The organism is Pseudoduganella plicata (assembly GCF_004421005.1).
In the GTDB taxonomy this organism is placed as follows: domain Bacteria; phylum Pseudomonadota; class Gammaproteobacteria; order Burkholderiales; family Burkholderiaceae_D; genus Rugamonas; species Rugamonas plicata.
Genome location: NZ_CP038026.1, coordinates 2,425,408 through 2,443,721 on the forward strand (window position 1 = coordinate 2,425,408; position 18,314 = coordinate 2,443,721).

Here is an 18,314-nt window from a genome sequence, read left to right on the forward strand (position 1 = left end):
GACAATGTAGCACCGAATAGACCGGTCGTCTAACAAGACCCCTCTGTTATCCGGGGTTCGTGAGCGGATCGGTCAGCCGGTCAGCCGGTCAGCCGGTCAGCCGGTCAGCCGGTCAGCCGGTCAGCCGGTCAACCGGTCAACCGGTCAACCGGTCAACCGGTCAACCAATCAGCTTGACGATGAAGCGCCATTCCGCAGGCTCGACCGGCATCACGGACAGCCTGCTGCCCTTGGCCAGCAGGCGCATGTGCTCCAGCTCCGGGTGGCTGCGCAGTTCCTTCAGGTCCAGGTAGCGCCCCTTGTGCACGGCCTTCACGTCGATGCCGGTCCAGCGCGGCTGCTCGGGCGTGGCCTTCGGGTCGTGGTAGGGACTCTTCGGGTCGAACTGCGTCGCATCGGGATACGGGGCGCTGACGATTTCGGCGATGCCGGCGATGCCCGGCACGGCGCAGCTGGAGTGATAGAACAGCACGCCGTCGCCCACGTGCATGCCGTCGCGGATGAAATTGCGCGCCTGGTAGTTGCGCACGCCGTACCAGGACGTCGTCTGCCCCTTCGATGCCAGTACATCGTCGAAACTGATATCGTCCGGCTCGGACTTCATCAACCAGTACTGCTTCGGCATCGGCGCCTCCTCCCAACAAAAAGACGAAAAAAAACGGTGGCGCATCCATCGATGCCGCCAACCGCTTCGGTATTGCAAGTACTGCTGATGCCGCTTCGTACTACTGAATAAGGCCCCGCCTGTGCCGCTATGCCGGCATCCCGAACCTTACGGTTCAAGGTGGTCACAGTCAGTTCAACTTCGGGTTCATCGGACTAGCGACGCTCACGCCCGTCGAACTATGTTCCGCAACCGATGCGTGTAAATGGTTCAAGGAATATATGACAATCGCGAACACTGCAGGGTGACACGGAGTTTACTCCTCAATCCGTGTGATTGAAAGCCCTAATTCCAATCAAATTCCTGATCGGAAGCGATGGACGCGGGCTAGCAGCAGGATCCGGGGAGGGACTGGCGAAGGGCTTGACGGCCGCCTGCAGGAGAGCCCGGGAGCGGCCTGGCAGACTCTTGGCGAAGAGTCAGAACAGCGCTTCCTGCGGCGTCAGTGCACTGTCGAGCACACGCTGCATGGCCGCGATCTTCTGCTGCACTTCCAGCAGCGACATGTCCGACAGCGGTCCCGCCGGGGCCTTCGCCGTCAGGAACTCGGCCGCCATGGACAGCGCCGCCATCACGGCGATGCGATCATTTCCCTTGACCTTGCCCGTGTCGCGGATCGTCGTCATTTTCTTGTCGAGCAGGCTGGCCGCTTCCCGCAGCGCGCGCTCTTCACCTTCCTTGCAGACGAGCCGGTACGGCTGCCCCATGATATTGACGTCCACGGGGATCATTGCGCGTCCTCTTTCACGGCTTCGCTTTCTTCACTGGCGGGTTCGACCGCAGGTGCAGGCGGGGAGATTTTCAGGAGCAGGGCCGAAACGCGCTGATGCGCCTCGCCCAGGCGATGCTGGTGGCTGATGTTTTCGGCGACAAGCGCGGCATTGGCCTGGCGCAGCTGGGCGTTTTCGCGACGCAGATTGTGCGTCAGCTCGGCCAACTGTTCGATCTTGTCAGCGAGTTCTTGGAAGTCGGAAATCATCCCGCCACTATAGGCCCGCGTCAAACCGTGGTCAACCGAATATGCCCGCTAATACACTTAATTACATCTTAATGACAATGAGCAGGCTGACAAGATTAAGCCTGACGACGGCGCGGCACGTGTGTGGACAGGCGCGGGCGTGATGGCCCTGCGCCTGCTCACGAACGGGCCCTGCGCCTGCTCACGAACGGGCCCTGCGCCTGCTCACGAACGGCGCCGATGGCCGCTCAACTGGCGGCACCCAGCGCCAGCAGCAGCATCGCGCCGGCCAGAACGCCGAGCGCGGCGCCGGCTGCGACATTGATGGTCACACGCACCCAGTTTGGCGCGTGCATTTCTCGAGGGAACTTGGTATGGAACATCACAGCCTCCGCTATAGATCACTACAACATCGGACGAGGAACTTAGAGTCTGCACTTCTTTCGATTCTTTGTCAAAACACGAAGGGCCCGCGCCCTTGAACGATGCCGGGTCAGTGCCGCCGGCACACAGACGTTGTGACAAGTCAACCGCCGATGTAGCAGAACTTGCAAACAGTTAGGGTTTATGAAAGGACAGGCCTTGAAATAGCCGTGGGGCGTCCCTATAATTGTTGGCACTCGTTAGTAGAGAGTGCTAACAACGATTTTGAACCTCACTGTATAAATAAGGAGTTTTGTATGAACCTTCGCCCTTTGCACGATCGCGTTATCGTCAAACGTCTGGACCAGGAAACCAAGACTGCTTCCGGCCTGATCATTCCTGATGCCGCCGCTGAAAAGCCGGATCAGGGTGAAGTGCTGGCAGTTGGCAACGGCAAGGTGTCGGACGCCGGCGTGCTGCGCGCGCTGGAAGTCAAGGTCGGCGATCGCGTACTGTTCGGCAAATACTCCGGCCAGGCCGTCAAGGTTGACGGCGAGGAGCTGCTGGTGATGCGCGAAGAAGACATCATGGCCATCGTTCAGAAGTAATCTGGCTCACTTAAAGAATTCAGGAGAATACAAACATGGCAGCTAAAGAAGTGATTTTCGGCGACGCAGCGCGCGCCAAAATGGTTGAAGGCATCAACATCCTGGCCAACGCGGTCAAAGTCACGCTGGGCCCGAAAGGCCGCAACGTCGTGCTGGAGCGCTCGTTCGGCGCCCCGACCGTGACGAAGGACGGTGTCTCGGTGGCCAAGGAAATCGAACTGAAAGACAAGCTGCAGAACATGGGCGCGCAGATGGTCAAGGAAGTCGCTTCCAAGACCTCCGACAACGCCGGTGACGGCACCACCACCGCGACCGTTCTGGCACAAGCCATCGTGCGCGAAGGCATGAAGTTCGTTGCCGCCGGCATGAACCCGATGGACCTGAAGCGCGGCATCGACAAGGCCGTTGCCGCCACCGTCGAAGAGCTGGCCAAGATCTCCAAGCCATGCACGACGTCGAAAGAAATCGCCCAGGTTGGCGCGATCTCCGCAAACTCGGACTACTCGATCGGCGAGCGTATCGCCGAAGCGATGGAAAAAGTGGGCAAGGAAGGCGTCATCACCGTGGAAGACGGCAAGTCGCTGAACGACGAGCTGGACATCGTGGAAGGCATGCAGTTCGACCGCGGCTACCTGTCGCCATACTTCATCAACAATCAAGAGAAGCAAGTCGCCATCCTGGAGAACCCGTTCGTTCTGCTGTGCGACAAGAAGATCTCGAACATCCGCGATCTGCTGCCGGTACTGGAGCAAGTGGCCAAGGCCGGCCGTCCGCTGCTGATCATCGCAGAAGACATCGAAGGCGAAGCCCTGGCAACGCTGGTGGTCAACAACATCCGCGGCATCCTGAAGACCTGCGCTGTCAAGGCGCCTGGCTTCGGCGACCGTCGCAAGGCCATGCTGGAAGACATCGCCATCCTGACCGGCGGCCAGGTTGTCGCTGAAGAAGTCGGCCTGACGCTGGAAAAAATCTCGCTGGCAGAACTGGGCCAGGCGAAGCGCATCGAAGTGGGCAAGGAAAACACCATCGTCATCGACGGCGCTGGCGAAGCTGCCGGCATTGAAGGCCGCGTCAAGCAGATCCGCGTGCAGATCGAAGAAGCGACGTCGGACTACGACCGTGAGAAGCTGCAAGAGCGCGTGGCCAAGCTGGCCGGCGGCGTTGCCGTGATCAAGGTCGGTGCTGCCACCGAAGTCGAGATGAAAGAGAAGAAAGCCCGCGTGGAAGACGCGCTGCACGCTACCCGCGCAGCCGTTGAAGAAGGCATCGTGCCAGGCGGCGGCGTTGCGCTGCTGCGTGCCCGTGCTGCGCTGACCGTCAAGGGTGACAACCCTGACCAGGAAGCCGGCATCAAGATCGTGCTGCGCGCGATGGAAGAGCCACTGCGCATGATCGTGCAGAACGCCGGCGAAGAGTCGTCCGTCGTCGTCAACGCCGTCCTGGGCGGCACCGGCAACTACGGCTACAACGCAGCCAACGGCACCTACGGCGACATGGTCGAAATGGGCGTCCTGGACCCAGCCAAAGTCACCCGTTCGGCTCTGCAGAACGCCGCTTCGATCGCCGGCCTGATGCTGACGACCGACTGCATGGTGGCGGAAGTCGTGGAAGACAAGCCAGCCGGCGGCATGGGTGGCATGGGCGGCATGGGTGGCATGGGCGGCATGGACGGCATGATGTAATCATCCGGCCGGCTTCCAGCCAGCGACAAAAAAGCCGCTTCTTCGGAAGCGGCTTTTTTTATGCGCGCAAAGTTCGGCCCGGCCCTGCCTTAATGGTGCTGTCGACGTCGCGCAAGGATGGCGCCGATGGCGCTGCCCAGCCCCACGCCCAGGCCGATGCCCATGGCAAAATTGTCCATTGCAACACCCACCGCACAGCCGATCGCGGCGCCGAGGCTGATACCCACGCCCACATAGCGGCCCATGAAATCGTCTGGTTCCATATCCATACCGAGTCTCCGTTGTTGAGTTGTTGTGCATTTAATATACGCCTGATTCAGCCCCGTTTGCCTTTTTTTTAAGCGAGTGTCCCACATTGGCAACGGTTCCACTAAGGCTGAGCAGACGCTGCGGCGCAGCAGAAAAAACCGGTGACAGGCTCCGATTTTGCGCAATCGGCGCCTGTCACCGGTTTTTTTCTTACGGTTTTTTGGCGTGCGCCAGCGCTGCGGGACGCGCTTTATCATGTAATTTTGGTAACGAGGGACTGACATGGCAGACACCGTAGGCGACTTCCTGTTGCAGCGCATGAATGCGTGGGGCGTGCGTCGCGTTTTTGGTTATCCCGGCGACGGCATCAACGGCATCATGGGCGCCTTCGGGCGGCAGGACGGCATCGAATTCATCCAGACACGCCATGAGGAGATGGCGGCGTTCATGGCGACGGCGCACGCCAAGTTCACCGGCGAGGTGGGCGTCTGCGTGGCCACCTCCGGCCCGGGCGCCATTCACCTGTTGAATGGCCTGTACGACGCCAAGCTCGATCACCAGCCGGTCGTAGCCATTGTCGGCCAGCAGAAGCGCTCGTCGATCGGCGGCGACTACCAGCAGGAGGTCGATCTGGTTTCGCTGTTCAAGGACGTGGCCCACGAATACGTGCACATGGCAACCGACGCCGCGCAGGTACGCCACCTGGTCGACCGCGCTTTTCGCATCGCGAAGGAAGAGCGCACCGTCACCTGCATCATCTTCCCCAACGACGTGCAGGAACTCGACGCCGTGCCGAAGCCGCCACGCGAACATGGCACCGTCCATTCCGGCATCGGCGCCCTGACCCGCAGCCACGTGCCGCCGCTCGACGCGCTGCAGCAGGCTGCCCGCATCCTCAACGAGGGCAAAAAAGTCGCGATTCTGGCCGGTGCCGGCGCGCTGCACGCGACCGACGAGCTGATCGAGGTGGCGGAGCTGCTGGGCGCCGGCATCGCCAAGGCCCTGCTGGGCAAGGCCGCGGTGCCGGACGACCTGCCTTTCGTCACCGGCTCGATAGGCCTCTTGGGCACGAAGCCCAGCCACGACATGATGAACGGCTGCGACACGTTATTGATGGTCGGCTCGAACTTCCCGTACAGCGAATTCCTGCCGAAGGAAGGACAGGCGCGCGGCGTGCAGATCGATATCGACGCACGCCGCGCCAGCGTGCGCTATCCGATGGAGTTCAACCTCATCGGCGATGCCAGGGCCACGCTGCGGGCGCTGATCCCGCTGCTCGAACGCAAACAGGACCGCGCGTGGCAGGACGAGATCCGGGAAGGCGTCGAACGCTGGTGGCGCGTGCTGGAGGGCCGCGCGATGAACGACGCCGATCCCGTCAACCCGCAGCGGGTGTTCTGGGAGCTGTCGCCGCGGCTGCCGGACCACTGCGTCGTTGCCGTCGATTCCGGCTCGGTCGCCAACTGGTACGCGCGCGACGTGAAGATGCGGCGCGGGATGATGACGAGCGTCTCGGGCGGCCTGTCGACGATGGGCTGCGCAGTGCCTTACGCGATCGCGGCCAAGTTCGCGCTGCCGGACCGCCCCGTTGTCGCGCTGGTCGGCGACGGCGCCATGCAAATGAACGGCATCAACGGCCTGATCACCGTAGCGAAATACTGGAAGGGGTGGGCCAACGGCCGGCTGGTGATCATGGTGCTGAACAACCAGGATCTGAATCTCGTCACGTGGGAAGAACGGGCGATGGGCGGCAACCCGAAATTCGAGGCTTCGCAGACGATGCCGGACTTCCCGTACGCCGCGTACGCGGAGCTGCTGGGACTGAAAGGTATCCGCGTCGATACGCCCGAAGGCGTGGCGGCCGGATGGGAAGCGGCGTTCGCGGCGGATCGGCCATGCGTGCTGGAGATGGTCGTCGATCCGAACGTGCCGCCGCTGCCGCCGGACGTCTCGCCCAAGCAGGCAAAGGCCTACTTCTCGGCGCTGCTGAAAGGCGATCCCGACGCGCTGGCAACCGTCAAGGCCAGCATCAAGGAGACGTGGGAGGCGTGGTTCCCGCCGAAGAAATAGCCTGCCCCGTCATCCCCCCTGGCGGCGCAGCGCGATATAGATATCGGCGCTGTTCTCGCCGATGACTTCGAAGTCGCCGCTGTAGCTGCGCTCGATGTCGCGGCGCTGCCAGATGTGCTGCCACGCAGCGTAGATGGCCTTCGGATCGTCGATGCTGAACTTCGCATAGCGCGCCGCCGGCAGCGTCACGCGCTGCAGGCCTGCGCCGACCTGTGCGTCGGCCGGCACGCGGCTGCCCAGGATGACCGTATAGGCGCCCTGCGCATCGCTTTCATAGTCGAAGTAGGCCTCGCAGATCGGGCCTTCGGCGAGGGTTCCCAGCGCGTTCAGCACGCCGTCGCGGAAGAACGCGGCCCACAGCTCCCCGATCTTCTCCAGTCCGGCGGGGCTGTTATCGGTGCGCACCGCGATTCCGGCGATCGTTACGGGTTGAAGGTCGGTCAGCTCATAGCTCATCATGGCGGTGGTCTCGTTCATTCTCTGTTCTTGCGCACGCTGGCGGCAATCTCGTTGGTCTCGCCGGCAATTCTACAATATCGTTATGACAATCAATCGCCGATGGCTGCACGCCGCCGCCGTCGCGCGAAATTGCTGGTGACAGCCCTTTGGTTTAGTATGAGCGCACCCTTACCTGTAGAAAGCGCAGCCCCGATGAGCAAGCCCTCCCGCCTTCCCGCCGTTGCCGGCACGCTTGCCGGCTTGCTGGCAGCCGGACTGGGAGTGCTGTACTTTTATCCGCATGGCGGCAAGACGCCGGCGCCGGCCGCCCTGCCCGCGCCGGCTGCCATGAGCGCGATGTCGCCGGCGCGCCTGACGCGCGAACAGGCGGTCCAGCGGCTGATGGCACTGCCCGAGCTGAGGGCGTGGTCCGCGGCGATCGAGCGCAACTCCGGCGGCGCCCACCGTGGCGCCGTCATCGAATACGATCCCGCGCCGCGCCTCGTGGACGGCAAGCCGTATTATCAGATGAGCTTTGTCGAGAACACGCCGCAGGCGGCCGTGACGTGGCAGGGCTTCCTCGTCGCCGTCGCCGGTGGCGACATCCTCGTCGAGGATGAGGCAAACGACACGCTGCTGGACGTCGAGCGCTGGCGCCGCGAGCAGCAGCCGTTGCAGCGCGTCGCGCCACATCAGGAGACACGGTAACGCCACTGCCGTATCATTGCGCCATGTTCAAAAAATTATTTGCCTCTTTCGGTGCCCGCAAGGCCTTGCCGGGTGCCAGCGCCAAACCGTACAAGACCGATGAGCTGAACCTCATCTACCAGCTGCTGTTCTGCGACGATCCCGACCTCGTCAAGGCGACGCCCGTCCAGGCTTCGCTGTTCGGCGCGGCGCCGGATGCGCGCGTGGTGCAGACGATCGGCGAGGACCCGGCCGAGGAAAGCCGCGTGCGGCTGCTGGCCTGGCACTGGCTGCGCACGTCCGGCCAGCCGATCGCGTCGCGCGAAGTGCTGGGTATCGTGGTCGAAGTGCCGCTGGAAGAAGGCCTCGACGCGCTGGCCGCCTATGCGGACGGCAGCGTACGCTACATCAACCACACGGGCAGCGTGGCCGTCTTCGAAGGCTCGCCGGCCGAGGTGGCGGAACAGGGCAAGCGCCTGGTGCATGCCGCCATTCCGCTGGCCGTGCGGGGCGCTGCCAGAAACCGCATGGCACCGCCGGCCGTCGGCAATGTGCGCTTCTCGCTGCTGACGGCGGACGGCCTGCACGTGCGTGAAGGAACGTTTTCCGACATCGCGCGCGACGCCTTGTCCGGTCCCGCGCTGCAGGAAGCCCAGCGCCTGCTGGACACCATCGTCAGGCAGGGGACGCAGCCGCCGGCCTGACCGCGGCGGCGGTCACCCGGCCGACCCACCACACCGAGAACAGCGCAAGCGCCGCTGCCACCCAGCCATTGATGCCATAGCCGGCGATATGGCCGGCGGCATCCGTGTGCAGCCACTGTCCACCCAGTAGTGCCCCCAGGCCCGTACCGATCTGCACCACCGCCGCGTTCGCGCTGAGGAAGGCGCCACGGCGCTGAGGTTCCGGCACCGTCGTCATCAACGCCTGCAGCGGCACATTACGGCCGGACATCGCCACCATAAAGACCGGGAACATCGCGATCAGCGCGATCAGCGACACCTGCGGCAGGTGCGTAATGCCCAGCATCGGCACGAGCGAAAACAGCGCCATGAAGCGGAATACGCGGTGCTTGCCCACGCGGTCGGCCCACGAGCCGATCATGCGCGACGTGAAGAACGTCGCCAGTCCGCCTGCCAGGTAGATCCACATGATGTCCCCTGGCCGTACGCCGTAATTGCCCACCAGTACGGGGGAGATGAACGGAATCACCAGCATCCCGGACAGCATCGTCAGGAACGACAGCAGGAATGCCCGCAGATGCGCGGACACGCGGAACAGCCCGATCAGATCAGGCAGCACGCGCGCCAGCGGCACGCGCTGGGCCAGATGCGCCGTCAGCGTCGGCAGCACGAACATGGTCAACAGCCAGATCGCCAGCGAAAATACGACCAGCAGATAGAACGGCGACTGCCAGCCAAAGCGCGCCGCCAGCCCGACACCGAGCGGCACGCCGGCGATGGCGGCCATGCTGAACGACGTCATGACGATGCCGGTGGCCGCGCCGCGCCGCTGCGGCGGCACCAGGTCGCCGATGATGGCCATGCCGATGGCGCCCAACACGCCGCCCGTCAGGCCGGCAAAGGCACGCGACAGCACCAGCACGTGGAAGCTGGGCGCCAGTGCGCACGCGAGGTTCGACAGGTTGAACAGCATGAACACGGCCAGCAGCAGGCGCTTGCGCTCGAAGCGGTCGATGTAGGTTGCGGCCAGCAGGCCGGAGAGGCCGGCACACCACGCGTAGGCGGAAACGGCGCCGGAGAATTGCGCCGCGCTGATGTCGAATGCGAGCATCAGCTGCGGCGACAGCGGCATCATGACCATGAAGTCCATGATGACGGTGAACTGGATCAATGCGAGCAGCCACAGGACGAGGCGTTCGCGGGTGTCGGACAAAGGTATTGTCATATTGTTGTCTTTCGTCGGTGGCAGCCGGCGGGCGCGTGCAATCCGCCGCTGCCGGTCGGTCAGTCCAGCTTGCCGATTTCTTCGTTGGCGCGGCGCAGGATCGCGGCAATCTCTTCACGCCGCGCCTGCGGTGCCGCGGGATCGCGTGCGCGCATCACGACGGTTTCCTTCAGCTGGTGCATCACGGCGCGCAGGTCGTCATGCCGGCCGCCCTCGCCGCCCGGCCCGCGGCCGCCGTCCGTCAGCCGCGCCATCATCGCATCGACCATGGCGCGGTTCTCGTCCAGGAACGCCTGGCCTTCCGGCGTGATCGAGTGCAGCTTCTTGTTGCCTTCCTGGCTGATCGACACGTGGCCCATATCGTACAACATCGCCATCAGCGGGTAGATGGCGCCGGGGCTGGGCGCATAGCCGCCGCCGATGCGCGTTTCCAGCTCCTTGATGATTTCATACCCGTGACGGGGCTTTTCGGCGATCAGCTGCAGGACGACATAGCGCATCGCGCCCGAGTCGAACATGCGCGGACCACGCCCGCCCCCGCCACCGCCACGTTGGTGGTGATGGCCGTGCTCGTGCATATGGAAGCCGTGTTTGCGGAACATGTGGAACATTTGCTTCTCCTTTAAGATATATCTTACGTACGATATATCGTAAACGTTTTTCATCAGAGTGCAAGAGATTTTTTCCCGACATTTCCCGGCTGGTCGTTGCCGGATATCTGTCGGAGACCACGGCCGGCCGACGCCTTTTCCGTGAAAGTGGTCTCGCGCACAGTACGTGCCCACGACCTGACGGCACAATGGCTCCATCAACCACGGGAGGACTTATGCGCAAGATGATCATGATGGCAATCGCCGGCTTTATCTGGAAAAAGGTGCAGGCGAAGATGGCCGGCCGCGCGGCGGTGCGCCAGCCGATGGGCCGCCGCTACTGAGGCTGAGAAATAAAGCTGCAGTAATCGAAGCGGCAAAACGAAAAAAGGCGCTGTTCAGATGAACAGCGCCTTTTTTGCGCCCTTTGCGAGCTCCCGACTTTAACTATCCAGGTGCGAGATCAGCATGCGCGCCTTGTCCGGCGTGGCGCCCTTGCGCTCCAGGACCAGTGCCTTGTTCGACTCGTCCAGCGAGATGCCGACGGTGAGGATGTCGATCAGCAGCAGTTGCAGGATGCGCGAGATCATCGACAGGAACGTCGTGCTGTCCTCGGTGTGGTCGACGGCCAGACAGACGGTCGCCTTCTTCGCCAGCGGCGACTGGCTGGTGGTGATGGCGATGACGTCGGCGCCGCAGGCACGAGCCGTGTCGATGGCATCGAGCAGCTCCGGCAGCTTGCCGGAATTGGAGATGGCAATGACGACGTCTCCCGGTTGCAGCAATTCCGCCGCGAGCGACAGCAGGTGCGAGTCACCATACGACGCCGTCGGAATACGGAAGCGGAAGAACTTGTGCTGGCCGTCCAGGCCCACCACGCGCGAATTGCCCATCGCGTAGAACTCCACTTTCTTCGCCTTCGACACCAGCGCGATGGCGCGGTCCAGCGCGCGCACGTCCAGCTGGTCGCGGAACTTGAGGATCGCGGAGACCGTGTTGTCGACCACCTTGGCCGACAGGTCGTGCGTGCTGTCGCTCACGCGCACCTGGCTGTGGCGCACGGGAATGGCGCCCGTCAGGCTGCTGGCAAATTTCAGTTTGAAATCGGCCAGGCCGAGGAAGCCCAGCGAGCGGCAGAAGCGGATCACCGTCGGCTGCGACACCTCGGCCATCCGCGCGATATCGGCGATCGGTTCGTTCAGCACGAGGCGCGGCTGTTCCAGCACCAGCTGCGCCACCCGCTGCTCGGCCGGCGTCAGCTCATGATGCAGGTGCTGCACACGCTCCATCAGCGTATTGGCGCCGCTGCGCCCGCGCAGGTGTTCGGACAGGATCGTCGCCACGCCGTAGAACGCAGGGTTGGGCGTCGTGATGACGTAGGTCGGAATCTCGGCCAGGTAGGACGAGAAACGCCCTTTCGCTTCGAAGCGCGTGCGGAACGGCGACTCCTTGAACCACTCGCCCATGCGTGGCACGATGCCGCCGCCGATAAAGATGCCGCCGAAGGAACCCAGCGTGACGGCCAGGTTGGCGGCAGCGCCCCCCAGCATCGCGCAGAAGCATTCCAGCACTTCCACACACAGCGGCTCCTTGTCCTTCAGCGCGCCGGCGATGATCTGCTGCGACGTCAGGTCGCGCACCTGCCGGCCGTTGCGGCGCGCAATCGCCCGATAGATGATCTCCATGCCGGGGCCGGAGATCAGGCGCTCGTTCGACACGTGCGACCACGTCTGCCAGGCGTATTGCAGGATCGCGTATTCGCGCTCGTCCGCCGGCGCGAAGTTGTTGTGGCCCCCTTCCGAGCCCAGCGTGACGAAACCGTCGACGGTGGGGATGACGCCGGAGCAGCCCAGGCCAGTGCCAGGCCCCAGCACGCCGATGACGGAATTGGCCGCCGGCGTGCCGCCGCCCACCTGCATCAGGTCCGAAGGCTGGAACGTGGGGATCGCCATCGCCAGCGCCGTGAAGTCGTTTACGACCAGCAGCGTGTGCAGCCCCAGCTCGCGCCGCACTTCGTCGGTGGAAAACTGCCAGTCCCGGTTCGTCATGCGGATGTAGTCGCCATGGACGGGATTGGCCAGCGCCAGCGCGCCGTGATTCAGGTTGATGTCGGGATGGTCGGCCAGGTAGCTGCGCAACAGGGGGACGATGCCGGTGAAGTCGTCGCACTGGAGCACGCGCACGGACTGGTATTCGCCGGGCGCCGTCTGCAGCGCGAAGCGGGCATGGGTGGCGCCGATATCGGCCAGCAGGCGGGGGCCGTCCGCAAAGGCGGTGCGGCTCAGTTTTTGGTCTACATCCAGTTGTTTCATCGTCTCTTCTGTTCTCGTGGGATTTTCTGTACTTTTGTTACCACCGAGGCCGCAGCATACCGCAAATGGCGGGTACAAAAAAGGCGAGGCCCGGTCGGAGCCGGGCCTCGTGCCTTGGGCGCCTTACGCCGCGTAGCCGAACCACGCGCCGCATGGGGGCAGCGTCACTTCGCCATCCGCCGCGCTCCCCGGCAGGCCGGGCTGCGCCAGCGCCTCCGCGCCGCGGGCCTGCGGCAACGTGAAGCGCACCTCATCTGCGCCCAGGTTGAATACGCACAGCACGGAACGCTCGCCGGCCAGGTCGCGGCGGAACGCCAGCACCGGCTCGGGCGCGTCGAGGAATTCGATCTCGCCGCGGGTCAGCTGAGGCATCGTGCGGCGCCACGCAATCATGCGGCGCGCGAAGTTCAGCGGCGAGTCCGGATTGCCTTCCTGTCTGGACGCGGCCACCGCGATATGTTCCGGCGCCACCGGCAGCCAAGGTTGGCCCGTCGTGAAGCCGCCGTTCGCGCCATCGGTCCAGGCGATCGGCGTGCGGCAGCCGTCGCGGCCCTTGAACTCGGGCCAGAACGTGATGCCGTACGGGTCCTGGATCAGTTCATACGGCACGTCCGCTTCGGTAAACGCCAGCTCGTCGCCCTGGTACAGGCACGGCGTGCCTTTCAGCGACAGCTGCATCGCCAGCGCCAGCTTGCCGAACGCCGCGGCGTCCTTGCCCTTGCCCCAGCGCGTCGCCACGCGCGGCACGTCATGGTTGCCCACCGACCAGGAAGCCCAGCCATCCTTTACGCGGCGCTTGAAGTCCTCGACCTGCGTGCGGATGTGCTGCGCGGAGTGCTCTTCCGTCAGCAGGTTGAAGCTGTAGGCCATGTGCAGCTTGTCGCCGCCTGCCGTGTACTCGGCCATGAAGGCCAGCGCGTCGTCCGCACCCACCTCGCCGATGGAGACGGCGCCGAATTCGTCCAGCACCTGGCGCACGCGCTGCAGGAAGGCGACGTTCTCCGGACGGCACTTGTCGTAGATGTGGGCCTGGAAGCCGTACGGGTTCACGTCCGTGACCGTGGCGGTGTCGCGCACGGTGGCGGGTGGATTGCTGCGCAGTTCCTTGTCGTGGAAGTGGAACGTGACGGCATCGAGCCGCACGCCGTCCACGCCGCGCTGCAGCCAGAAACGCAGGCTGTCCAGCATGGCCTGCTGCACTTCCGGATTGTGGAAGTTCAGGTCCGGCTGGCTGGTGAGGAAATTGTGCATGTAGTATTGCTTGCGGCGCGAGTCCCACTGCCACGACGAGCCGCCGAACACGGACAGCCAGTTGTTGGGCGGATTCCCGTCCGGCAGCGGATCGGCCCAGACGAACCAGTCGGCCTTCGGGTTATCCCGGCTGCTGCGGCTTTCGACGAACCACGGGTGCTGCTCCGAACAATGCGACATGACCTGGTCGATCATGATCTTTACGCCCACGCTGTGGGCCTTGGCGACCAGCCGGTCGAAGTCGGCCAGGGTGCCGAAGAGCGGGTCGACGTCGCAGTAGTCGGCGATGTCGTAGCCGAAGTCCTTCATGGGCGACTTGAAGAACGGCGAGATCCAGACGATGTCCACGCCCAGTTGCGCGATGTAGTCGAGGCGGTCGGTAATGCCATTCAGGTCGCCGACACCGTCGCCATTCGTGTCGAGGTAGCTGCGCGGGTACACCTGATAGATGATGGCTTCCTGCCACCAGGTCGGGGACGATGCTTGGGTCATGTCGATTTCCGGGGTCGATTGCGGGTTGTGTGCAGAGAGATTGTAGAGAATATACATCAACCATATGAATTTCTCAACGCATCCATAGGCACAAGTAGTCAGCTATAACTTATATAAAACAACGGCTTACACTCATAATCAAAAATAAATGCTCGCAAATCGGTAGTCAAACTACAGATTCGGCTATAAAACGTCGGTCGCTCCGGCCAAATTCCCGGGTTGCCAGACGGTTGCCGTTCCCATAGCATCCGTGCCACACAACACTCATGCGCGACACGCACGCCATCCGGGCCACCCCCTGGCACGCGTCGCACACTTAACGGGGACACCTATGGCATTGGACCACACCGAGGGCAACGGGCCGCTACCGCGGCAGATACCGTACATCATCGCCAACGAAGCGGCGGAGCGCTTTTCCTTCTATGGCATGCGCAATATCCTGACGCCTTTCCTGATCAGCACCCTGCTGCTGTTCGTGCCGATGGAAGACCGCACCGGCGAAGCAAAACACGTGTTCCACACGTTCGTCATCGGCGCCTATTTCACGCCGCTGCTGGGCGGCTTCCTGGCCGACCGCTTCTTCGGCAAGTACAAGACCATCTTCTGGCTCAGCCTTTTCTACGTGCTGGGTCACGCCTGCCTGGCCGTCTTCGAGGACAACCTGAACGGCTTCTACTTCGGCCTGTTCCTGATCGCGCTGGGCGCCGGCGGCATCAAGCCGCTCGTCTCCGCGTTTGTCGGCGACCAGTTCGACAAGACCAACAAGAATCGCGCCAAGGTCGTCTACGACGCCTTTTACTGGTGCATCAACTTCGGCTCGTTCTTTGCCTCGTTGCTGATGCCCTTGCTGCTGAAGAACTACGGCCCCTCTGTCGCCTTTGGCGTGCCGGGCATCCTGATGGCGTTCGCCGTGCTGATCTTCTGGCTCGGCAGGAACAAGTACGTGCACGTACCGCCTGCGCCGCCCAATCCCGATTCGCTCACCCGCGTCGCCCGCACCGCCCTGCTGGCACGCCAGCCCGGCCAGGGCCGGCCGGGCCTTGCCGTGGCCGTCCTCGGTGTCGTGGGCGCCGTCGTTTCCCTGCTGATGTCGTACTCGTGGGGCTTCGTCATCGGCGCGTGTACGGCTCTCGTGCTGTTGCTCGCGTTCGGCGGCATCGGCACCGGCATGCAGCTCGAACGCGCACGCGGCAAGCATTCGGACGAGGCGGTGGAAGGCGTGCGCGCCGTGCTGCGCGTTCTCATTGTGTTCGCGCTGGTGACGCCGTTCTGGTCGCTGTTCGACCAGAAGGCGTCGACCTGGATCGTTCAGGCCAATGCCATGACCAGCCCTGTGCTGAACGTCTTCGGCTGGGAGTTCCAGGTGTTGCCGGCGCAGATGCAGGCACTCAATCCGCTGCTCGTGATGCTGCTGATCCCGTTTAATAACCTGGCCATCTTCCCGCTGCTGCGTGCGATCGGCATCGAACCGACAGCGCTGCGGCGCATGACGACGGGTATCGCCCTGTCCGGCGCTGCCTGGCTGGTGATTGGCTGGATCCAGCTGTCGATGGATGGCGGCACGCCGATGTCGATCCTGTGGCAGCTGGCGCCGTACGCGCTGCTGACGATGGCCGAAGTACTGGTCTCCGCCACCGGCCTGGAGTTCGCCTACAGCCAGGCGCCGGCATCGATGAAAGGTTCCATCATGGCGTTCTGGACGCTGGCCGTCACCGTCGGCAACCTGTGGGTTCTGATCGTCAACGCCAGCGTCAAGAACGACGCGGTGATGGGGCACATCGAAAACAGCGGACTGTCGCCGATCGCGTTCCAGATGTTCTTCTTCGCCGGTTTCGCGCTGGTGACGGCCATCGTGTTCGCGTTGTACGCGATGCGCTACAAGATGGTCGACAACTACCGGGGTGGCAACGGCGGCAAGCCGGCGCAAGTCGCTCAATAACCGGGCGGCCGGACGGCCGGGAGCAGTCGGCGTTGATCGCGCAACGATGTGCGTGACATCCCGCCAATGCACCGGCCGCCACCGGCTTTTTTTGTGGTTCTCTTGCGGCACCGGCGCAACAAAACAAGACTTGCGCTGATGCAATTAGCCTATAATCTTCATAGCTTTTGACTGAACACTTTTGGCAGCGCCCAATCTTCGCGCCGCCATTGCCTGTCCGCCCTATCGCGGTTTTGCAGAACGACATCTCGTGCAGCGCACGTGTTGCGCGATAACTTCCTATCACTATGAAAAACATGAAAGTCGGCACGCGGCTGGCCATAGGCTATGCGCTCGTGCTTTGCCTGATGCTCGCGATCGTCGCCACCGGTCTCCTGAAGATGCGCGAGATGAACGAGCGCACCCGCACTATCACTGAAGTCAACAACGTGCAGATCGCGCTGATCGCGACGATGCAGGACACGGTCACGGATCGCATGATCGCCCTGCGTAACCTGATTCTGTTCACCACGTCGGAGCAGATGCAGCCGGAGACGAAGCGCATTGCAACGCAGGAAGCGCTCTACACCGAAGCGTTTGCCAAACTGCAGAAGACGTTCGAGGGCCCGGAAACCACGCAGGAAGAGAAAGCATTCGCCGTCAAGCTGCAGGAACTGTCCAGCAAGGCCGCGCCGCTGATGGCCAAGTCGATGGAGCTGGGCCTGGCCAACAAGGCCGAGGAAGGCACCGACTACCTGATCAACCAGTTGCGCCCCGTGCAACGCGAGTGGCTGGCAACCCTGAGCGACCTGGTTGCGTTTGAAGACAAGCTCAATGCGCGCGCCGCAGCCAATGCGCAGGCGGCCTATGACGGCGCCGTCAAGCTGATGCTGATGCTGGGCGGCATCGCGCTGGCGCTGGGTGTCGCCTCGGCCACGACCATCACGCGCGGCCTGCTGCGCCAACTTGGCGGTGAACCGAACGACGCGGCCGCCATCGCCACCGAGATCGCCAATGGCAACCTGACCGTCGACGTGCCGGTGAAACCGGGCGACCAGTCCAGCATGCTGTACGCGATGCGCACGATGCGCGACCGCCTGGCCGCCATCGTCACCGAAGTACGCACCGGCACCGACACGATCGCCACCGCCTCCGGCCAGATCTCGGCCGGCAATGCCGACCTGTCGTCGCGCACGGAAGAACAGGCCAGCTCGCTGGAAGAAACCGCGTCGTCGATGGAAGAACTGACGTCCACCGTGCGCCAGAACGCCGACAACGCGCAGCAGGCCAGCGCCATGGCCGCATCGGCATCGGAAGTGGCGGCGAAAGGCGGCCAGGTCGTCGCCCAGGTGGTCGATACGATGGGTGCCATCAACGAGTCGGCGCGCAAGATCGTCGACATCATTTCCGTCATCGACGGCATCGCGTTCCAGACCAATATCCTGGCGCTGAACGCCGCGGTGGAAGCGGCCCGCGCGGGCGAACAGGGGCGCGGCTTTGCCGTGGTAGCGGGCGAGGTGCGCAACCTGGCGCATCGCGCCGGCACGGCCGCCAAGGAAATCAAGGCGCTGATCGACGACTCCGTGCACAAGGTGGACGAAGGCTCGCAGCTGGTCGGCCAGGCCGGTGCGACGATGGAAGAGATCGTCGGCAGCGTGCAGCGCGTCACCGACATCATGAGCGAGATCTCGGCCGCCAGCCGCGAGCAGAGCAGCGGCATCGATCAGGTCAACCAGGCCATCGCGCAGATGGACCAGGTCACGCAGCAGAATGCCGCCCTGGTGGAGGAAGCCAGCGCCGCCTCCGAGTCGATGCAGGACCAGGCCGCCAAGCTGGCGCAGCTGGTCGGCACGTTCACGGTGCCGCAATCGGCGGCCGGTCCTGCGCCGGTGGCGGCGGTGGCGGCGCGTGTCGTTGCCGCGAAGCCGGCCAGGCCGCTGGTGCAGGGGCCGGCACCCGCCGCCGCCCCGGTCAAGCCCGCCAAGGCGAAGGCAGCGCCGCAGCCTTCCCGCAAGGTCGCGGCAACGGCCGAGTCGGAGTGGGAAGAGTTCTGACCTGCCGGCGCAACCGCCCGGTTGCGCCGTGCTTTCGCTGAAGTAGTAAAACTACATCACATCGATTACC

17 protein-coding genes and 1 other RNA gene are annotated in these 18,314 nt (G+C 63.6%); 7 read left to right on the plus strand and 11 right to left on the minus strand.

Annotated elements, in window-relative coordinates:
• Nucleotides 1–160: 160 nt before the first annotated feature.
• The 5 genes from E1742_RS10690 to E1742_RS27050 all read right to left on the minus strand — a co-directional run bounded on the left by E1742_RS10690 (nt 161) and on the right by E1742_RS27050 (nt 2,005).
• Nucleotides 161–625, minus strand: coding sequence for an EVE domain-containing protein (locus E1742_RS10690; protein ID WP_134384857.1), 465 nt, complete (start codon nt 623–625; stop codon nt 161–163).
• 108 nt (nt 626–733) lie between these two features.
• Nucleotides 734–913: non-coding RNA, 6S RNA (ssrS, locus tag E1742_RS10695), on the minus strand.
• A gap of 170 nt (nt 914–1,083) precedes the next feature.
• The gene (locus E1742_RS10700) at nt 1,084–1,395 is read right to left on the minus strand and encodes a cell division protein ZapA (RefSeq protein WP_134384858.1); all 312 of its coding nucleotides are present in this window, start codon (nt 1,393–1,395) and stop codon (nt 1,084–1,086) included.
• Nucleotides 1,392–1,643: a hypothetical protein gene (locus E1742_RS10705; protein WP_134384859.1), complete on the minus strand. Its 252-nt coding sequence runs from the start codon at nt 1,641–1,643 to the stop codon at nt 1,392–1,394. The genes E1742_RS10700 and E1742_RS10705 overlap by 4 nt, the downstream gene beginning before the upstream one ends.
• Nucleotides 1,644–1,870: 227 nt before the next feature.
• A complete protein-coding gene (locus tag E1742_RS27050; RefSeq protein WP_259772443.1) occupies nt 1,871–2,005 on the minus strand; it encodes a hypothetical protein in 135 nt (44 codons plus the stop codon).
• A gap of 297 nt (nt 2,006–2,302) precedes the next feature.
• On the opposite strand from E1742_RS27050, the gene groES reads away from it, so the two are divergent.
• Together groES and groL are read left to right on the plus strand one after the other, a co-directional pair.
• On the plus strand, nt 2,303–2,593 hold the full coding sequence (gene groES / locus E1742_RS10710; protein WP_134384860.1) for a co-chaperone GroES: 291 nt from the start codon (nt 2,303–2,305) through the stop codon (nt 2,591–2,593).
• A gap of 35 nt (nt 2,594–2,628) precedes the next feature.
• Nucleotides 2,629–4,275 (plus strand): chaperonin GroEL, encoded by a 1,647-nt coding sequence (groL, locus tag E1742_RS10715; RefSeq protein WP_134384861.1) that lies wholly within the window; start codon nt 2,629–2,631, stop codon nt 4,273–4,275.
• An 89-nt stretch (nt 4,276–4,364) separates the two neighbouring features.
• Here the strand turns inward: groL and E1742_RS26395 are convergent, their stop codons facing one another.
• Nucleotides 4,365–4,781 (minus strand): glycine zipper domain-containing protein, encoded by a 417-nt coding sequence (locus E1742_RS26395; RefSeq protein WP_206076784.1) that lies wholly within the window; start codon nt 4,779–4,781, stop codon nt 4,365–4,367.
• A gap of 25 nt (nt 4,782–4,806) precedes the next feature.
• Between E1742_RS26395 and E1742_RS10725 the strand changes: the two genes are divergently transcribed.
• Nucleotides 4,807–6,594 carry a thiamine pyrophosphate-requiring protein gene (locus tag E1742_RS10725; protein WP_134384862.1) on the plus strand — a complete coding sequence of 596 codons (1,788 nt, stop codon included), beginning with the start codon at nt 4,807–4,809 and terminating at the stop codon, nt 6,592–6,594.
• Nucleotides 6,595–6,603: 9 nt separating this feature from the next.
• On the opposite strand, the gene E1742_RS10730 is transcribed toward E1742_RS10725, so the two are convergent.
• Nucleotides 6,604–7,071: a GyrI-like domain-containing protein gene (locus E1742_RS10730; RefSeq protein ID WP_134384863.1), complete on the minus strand. Its 468-nt coding sequence runs from the start codon at nt 7,069–7,071 to the stop codon at nt 6,604–6,606.
• Nucleotides 7,072–7,245: 174 nt separating this feature from the next.
• Here E1742_RS10730 and E1742_RS10735 point away from each other — a divergent pair, with 174 nt between their 5' ends.
• Together E1742_RS10735 and E1742_RS10740 are read left to right on the plus strand one after the other, a co-directional pair.
• The gene (locus E1742_RS10735; RefSeq protein WP_134384864.1) at nt 7,246–7,740 is read left to right on the plus strand and encodes a hypothetical protein; all 495 of its coding nucleotides are present in this window, start codon (nt 7,246–7,248) and stop codon (nt 7,738–7,740) included.
• A 23-nt stretch (nt 7,741–7,763) separates the two neighbouring features.
• Nucleotides 7,764–8,423, plus strand: a complete 660-nt coding sequence (locus E1742_RS10740; RefSeq protein ID WP_134384865.1) for a hypothetical protein — start codon at nt 7,764–7,766, stop codon at nt 8,421–8,423.
• Here E1742_RS10740 and E1742_RS10745 read toward each other — a convergent pair.
• From E1742_RS10745 to E1742_RS10760, 4 genes are all read right to left on the minus strand, one after another.
• Complete coding sequence (locus E1742_RS10745; protein WP_134384866.1) at nt 8,395–9,627, minus strand: MFS transporter; 1,233 nt, start codon at nt 9,625–9,627, stop codon at nt 8,395–8,397. The genes E1742_RS10740 and E1742_RS10745 overlap by 29 nt on opposite strands.
• Nucleotides 9,628–9,686: 59 nt before the next feature.
• Nucleotides 9,687–10,238: a PadR family transcriptional regulator gene (locus tag E1742_RS10750; protein WP_229466700.1), complete on the minus strand. Its 552-nt coding sequence runs from the start codon at nt 10,236–10,238 to the stop codon at nt 9,687–9,689.
• Between the two features lie 422 nt (nt 10,239–10,660).
• A complete protein-coding gene (locus E1742_RS10755; protein WP_134384867.1) occupies nt 10,661–12,529 on the minus strand; it encodes a glucokinase in 1,869 nt (622 codons plus the stop codon).
• Between the two features lie 123 nt (nt 12,530–12,652).
• A complete protein-coding gene (locus tag E1742_RS10760) occupies nt 12,653–14,272 on the minus strand; it encodes an alpha-glucosidase family protein (protein ID WP_134384868.1) in 1,620 nt (539 codons plus the stop codon).
• 331 nt (nt 14,273–14,603) lie between these two features.
• On the opposite strand from E1742_RS10760, the gene E1742_RS10765 reads away from it, so the two are divergent.
• Nucleotides 14,604–16,211, plus strand: a complete 1,608-nt coding sequence (locus E1742_RS10765; RefSeq protein WP_134384869.1) for a POT-type proton-dependent oligopeptide transporter — start codon at nt 14,604–14,606, stop codon at nt 16,209–16,211.
• Between the two features lie 296 nt (nt 16,212–16,507).
• Nucleotides 16,508–18,244: a methyl-accepting chemotaxis protein gene (locus E1742_RS10770; protein ID WP_134384870.1), complete on the plus strand. Its 1,737-nt coding sequence runs from the start codon at nt 16,508–16,510 to the stop codon at nt 18,242–18,244.
• Nucleotides 18,245–18,314 lie beyond the last annotated feature (70 nt).

What these genes read in the sequence shown, in the direction of transcription:
- E1742_RS26395 (WP_206076784.1), bottom strand. Translation starts at nt 4,781, where the DNA reads ATGATAAAGCGCGTCCCGCAGCGCTGGCGCACGCCAAAAAACCGTAAG.
- E1742_RS10705 (WP_134384859.1), bottom strand. Translation starts at nt 1,643, where the DNA reads ATGATTTCCGACTTCCAAGAACTCGCTGACAAGATCGAACAGTTGGCC.
- E1742_RS10700 (WP_134384858.1), bottom strand. Translation starts at nt 1,395, where the DNA reads ATGATCCCCGTGGACGTCAATATCATGGGGCAGCCGTACCGGCTCGTC.
- E1742_RS10735 (WP_134384864.1), top strand. Translation starts at nt 7,246, where the DNA reads ATGAGCAAGCCCTCCCGCCTTCCCGCCGTTGCCGGCACGCTTGCCGGC.
- E1742_RS10765 (WP_134384869.1), top strand. Translation starts at nt 14,604, where the DNA reads ATGGCATTGGACCACACCGAGGGCAACGGGCCGCTACCGCGGCAGATA.
- E1742_RS10725 (WP_134384862.1), top strand. Translation starts at nt 4,807, where the DNA reads ATGGCAGACACCGTAGGCGACTTCCTGTTGCAGCGCATGAATGCGTGG.
- E1742_RS10760 (WP_134384868.1), bottom strand. Translation starts at nt 14,272, where the DNA reads ATGACCCAAGCATCGTCCCCGACCTGGTGGCAGGAAGCCATCATCTAT.
- E1742_RS27050 (WP_259772443.1), bottom strand. Translation starts at nt 2,005, where the DNA reads ATGTTCCATACCAAGTTCCCTCGAGAAATGCACGCGCCAAACTGGGTG.
- E1742_RS10755 (WP_134384867.1), bottom strand. Translation starts at nt 12,529, where the DNA reads ATGAAACAACTGGATGTAGACCAAAAACTGAGCCGCACCGCCTTTGCG.
- E1742_RS10730 (WP_134384863.1), bottom strand. Translation starts at nt 7,071, where the DNA reads ATGAACGAGACCACCGCCATGATGAGCTATGAGCTGACCGACCTTCAA.
- E1742_RS10740 (WP_134384865.1), top strand. Translation starts at nt 7,764, where the DNA reads ATGTTCAAAAAATTATTTGCCTCTTTCGGTGCCCGCAAGGCCTTGCCG.
- groL (WP_134384861.1), top strand. Translation starts at nt 2,629, where the DNA reads ATGGCAGCTAAAGAAGTGATTTTCGGCGACGCAGCGCGCGCCAAAATG.
- E1742_RS10745 (WP_134384866.1), bottom strand. Translation starts at nt 9,627, where the DNA reads ATGACAATACCTTTGTCCGACACCCGCGAACGCCTCGTCCTGTGGCTG.
- E1742_RS10690 (WP_134384857.1), bottom strand. Translation starts at nt 625, where the DNA reads ATGCCGAAGCAGTACTGGTTGATGAAGTCCGAGCCGGACGATATCAGT.
- E1742_RS10770 (WP_134384870.1), top strand. Translation starts at nt 16,508, where the DNA reads ATGAAAGTCGGCACGCGGCTGGCCATAGGCTATGCGCTCGTGCTTTGC.
- E1742_RS10750 (WP_229466700.1), bottom strand. Translation starts at nt 10,238, where the DNA reads ATGTTCCACATGTTCCGCAAACACGGCTTCCATATGCACGAGCACGGC.
- groES (WP_134384860.1), top strand. Translation starts at nt 2,303, where the DNA reads ATGAACCTTCGCCCTTTGCACGATCGCGTTATCGTCAAACGTCTGGAC.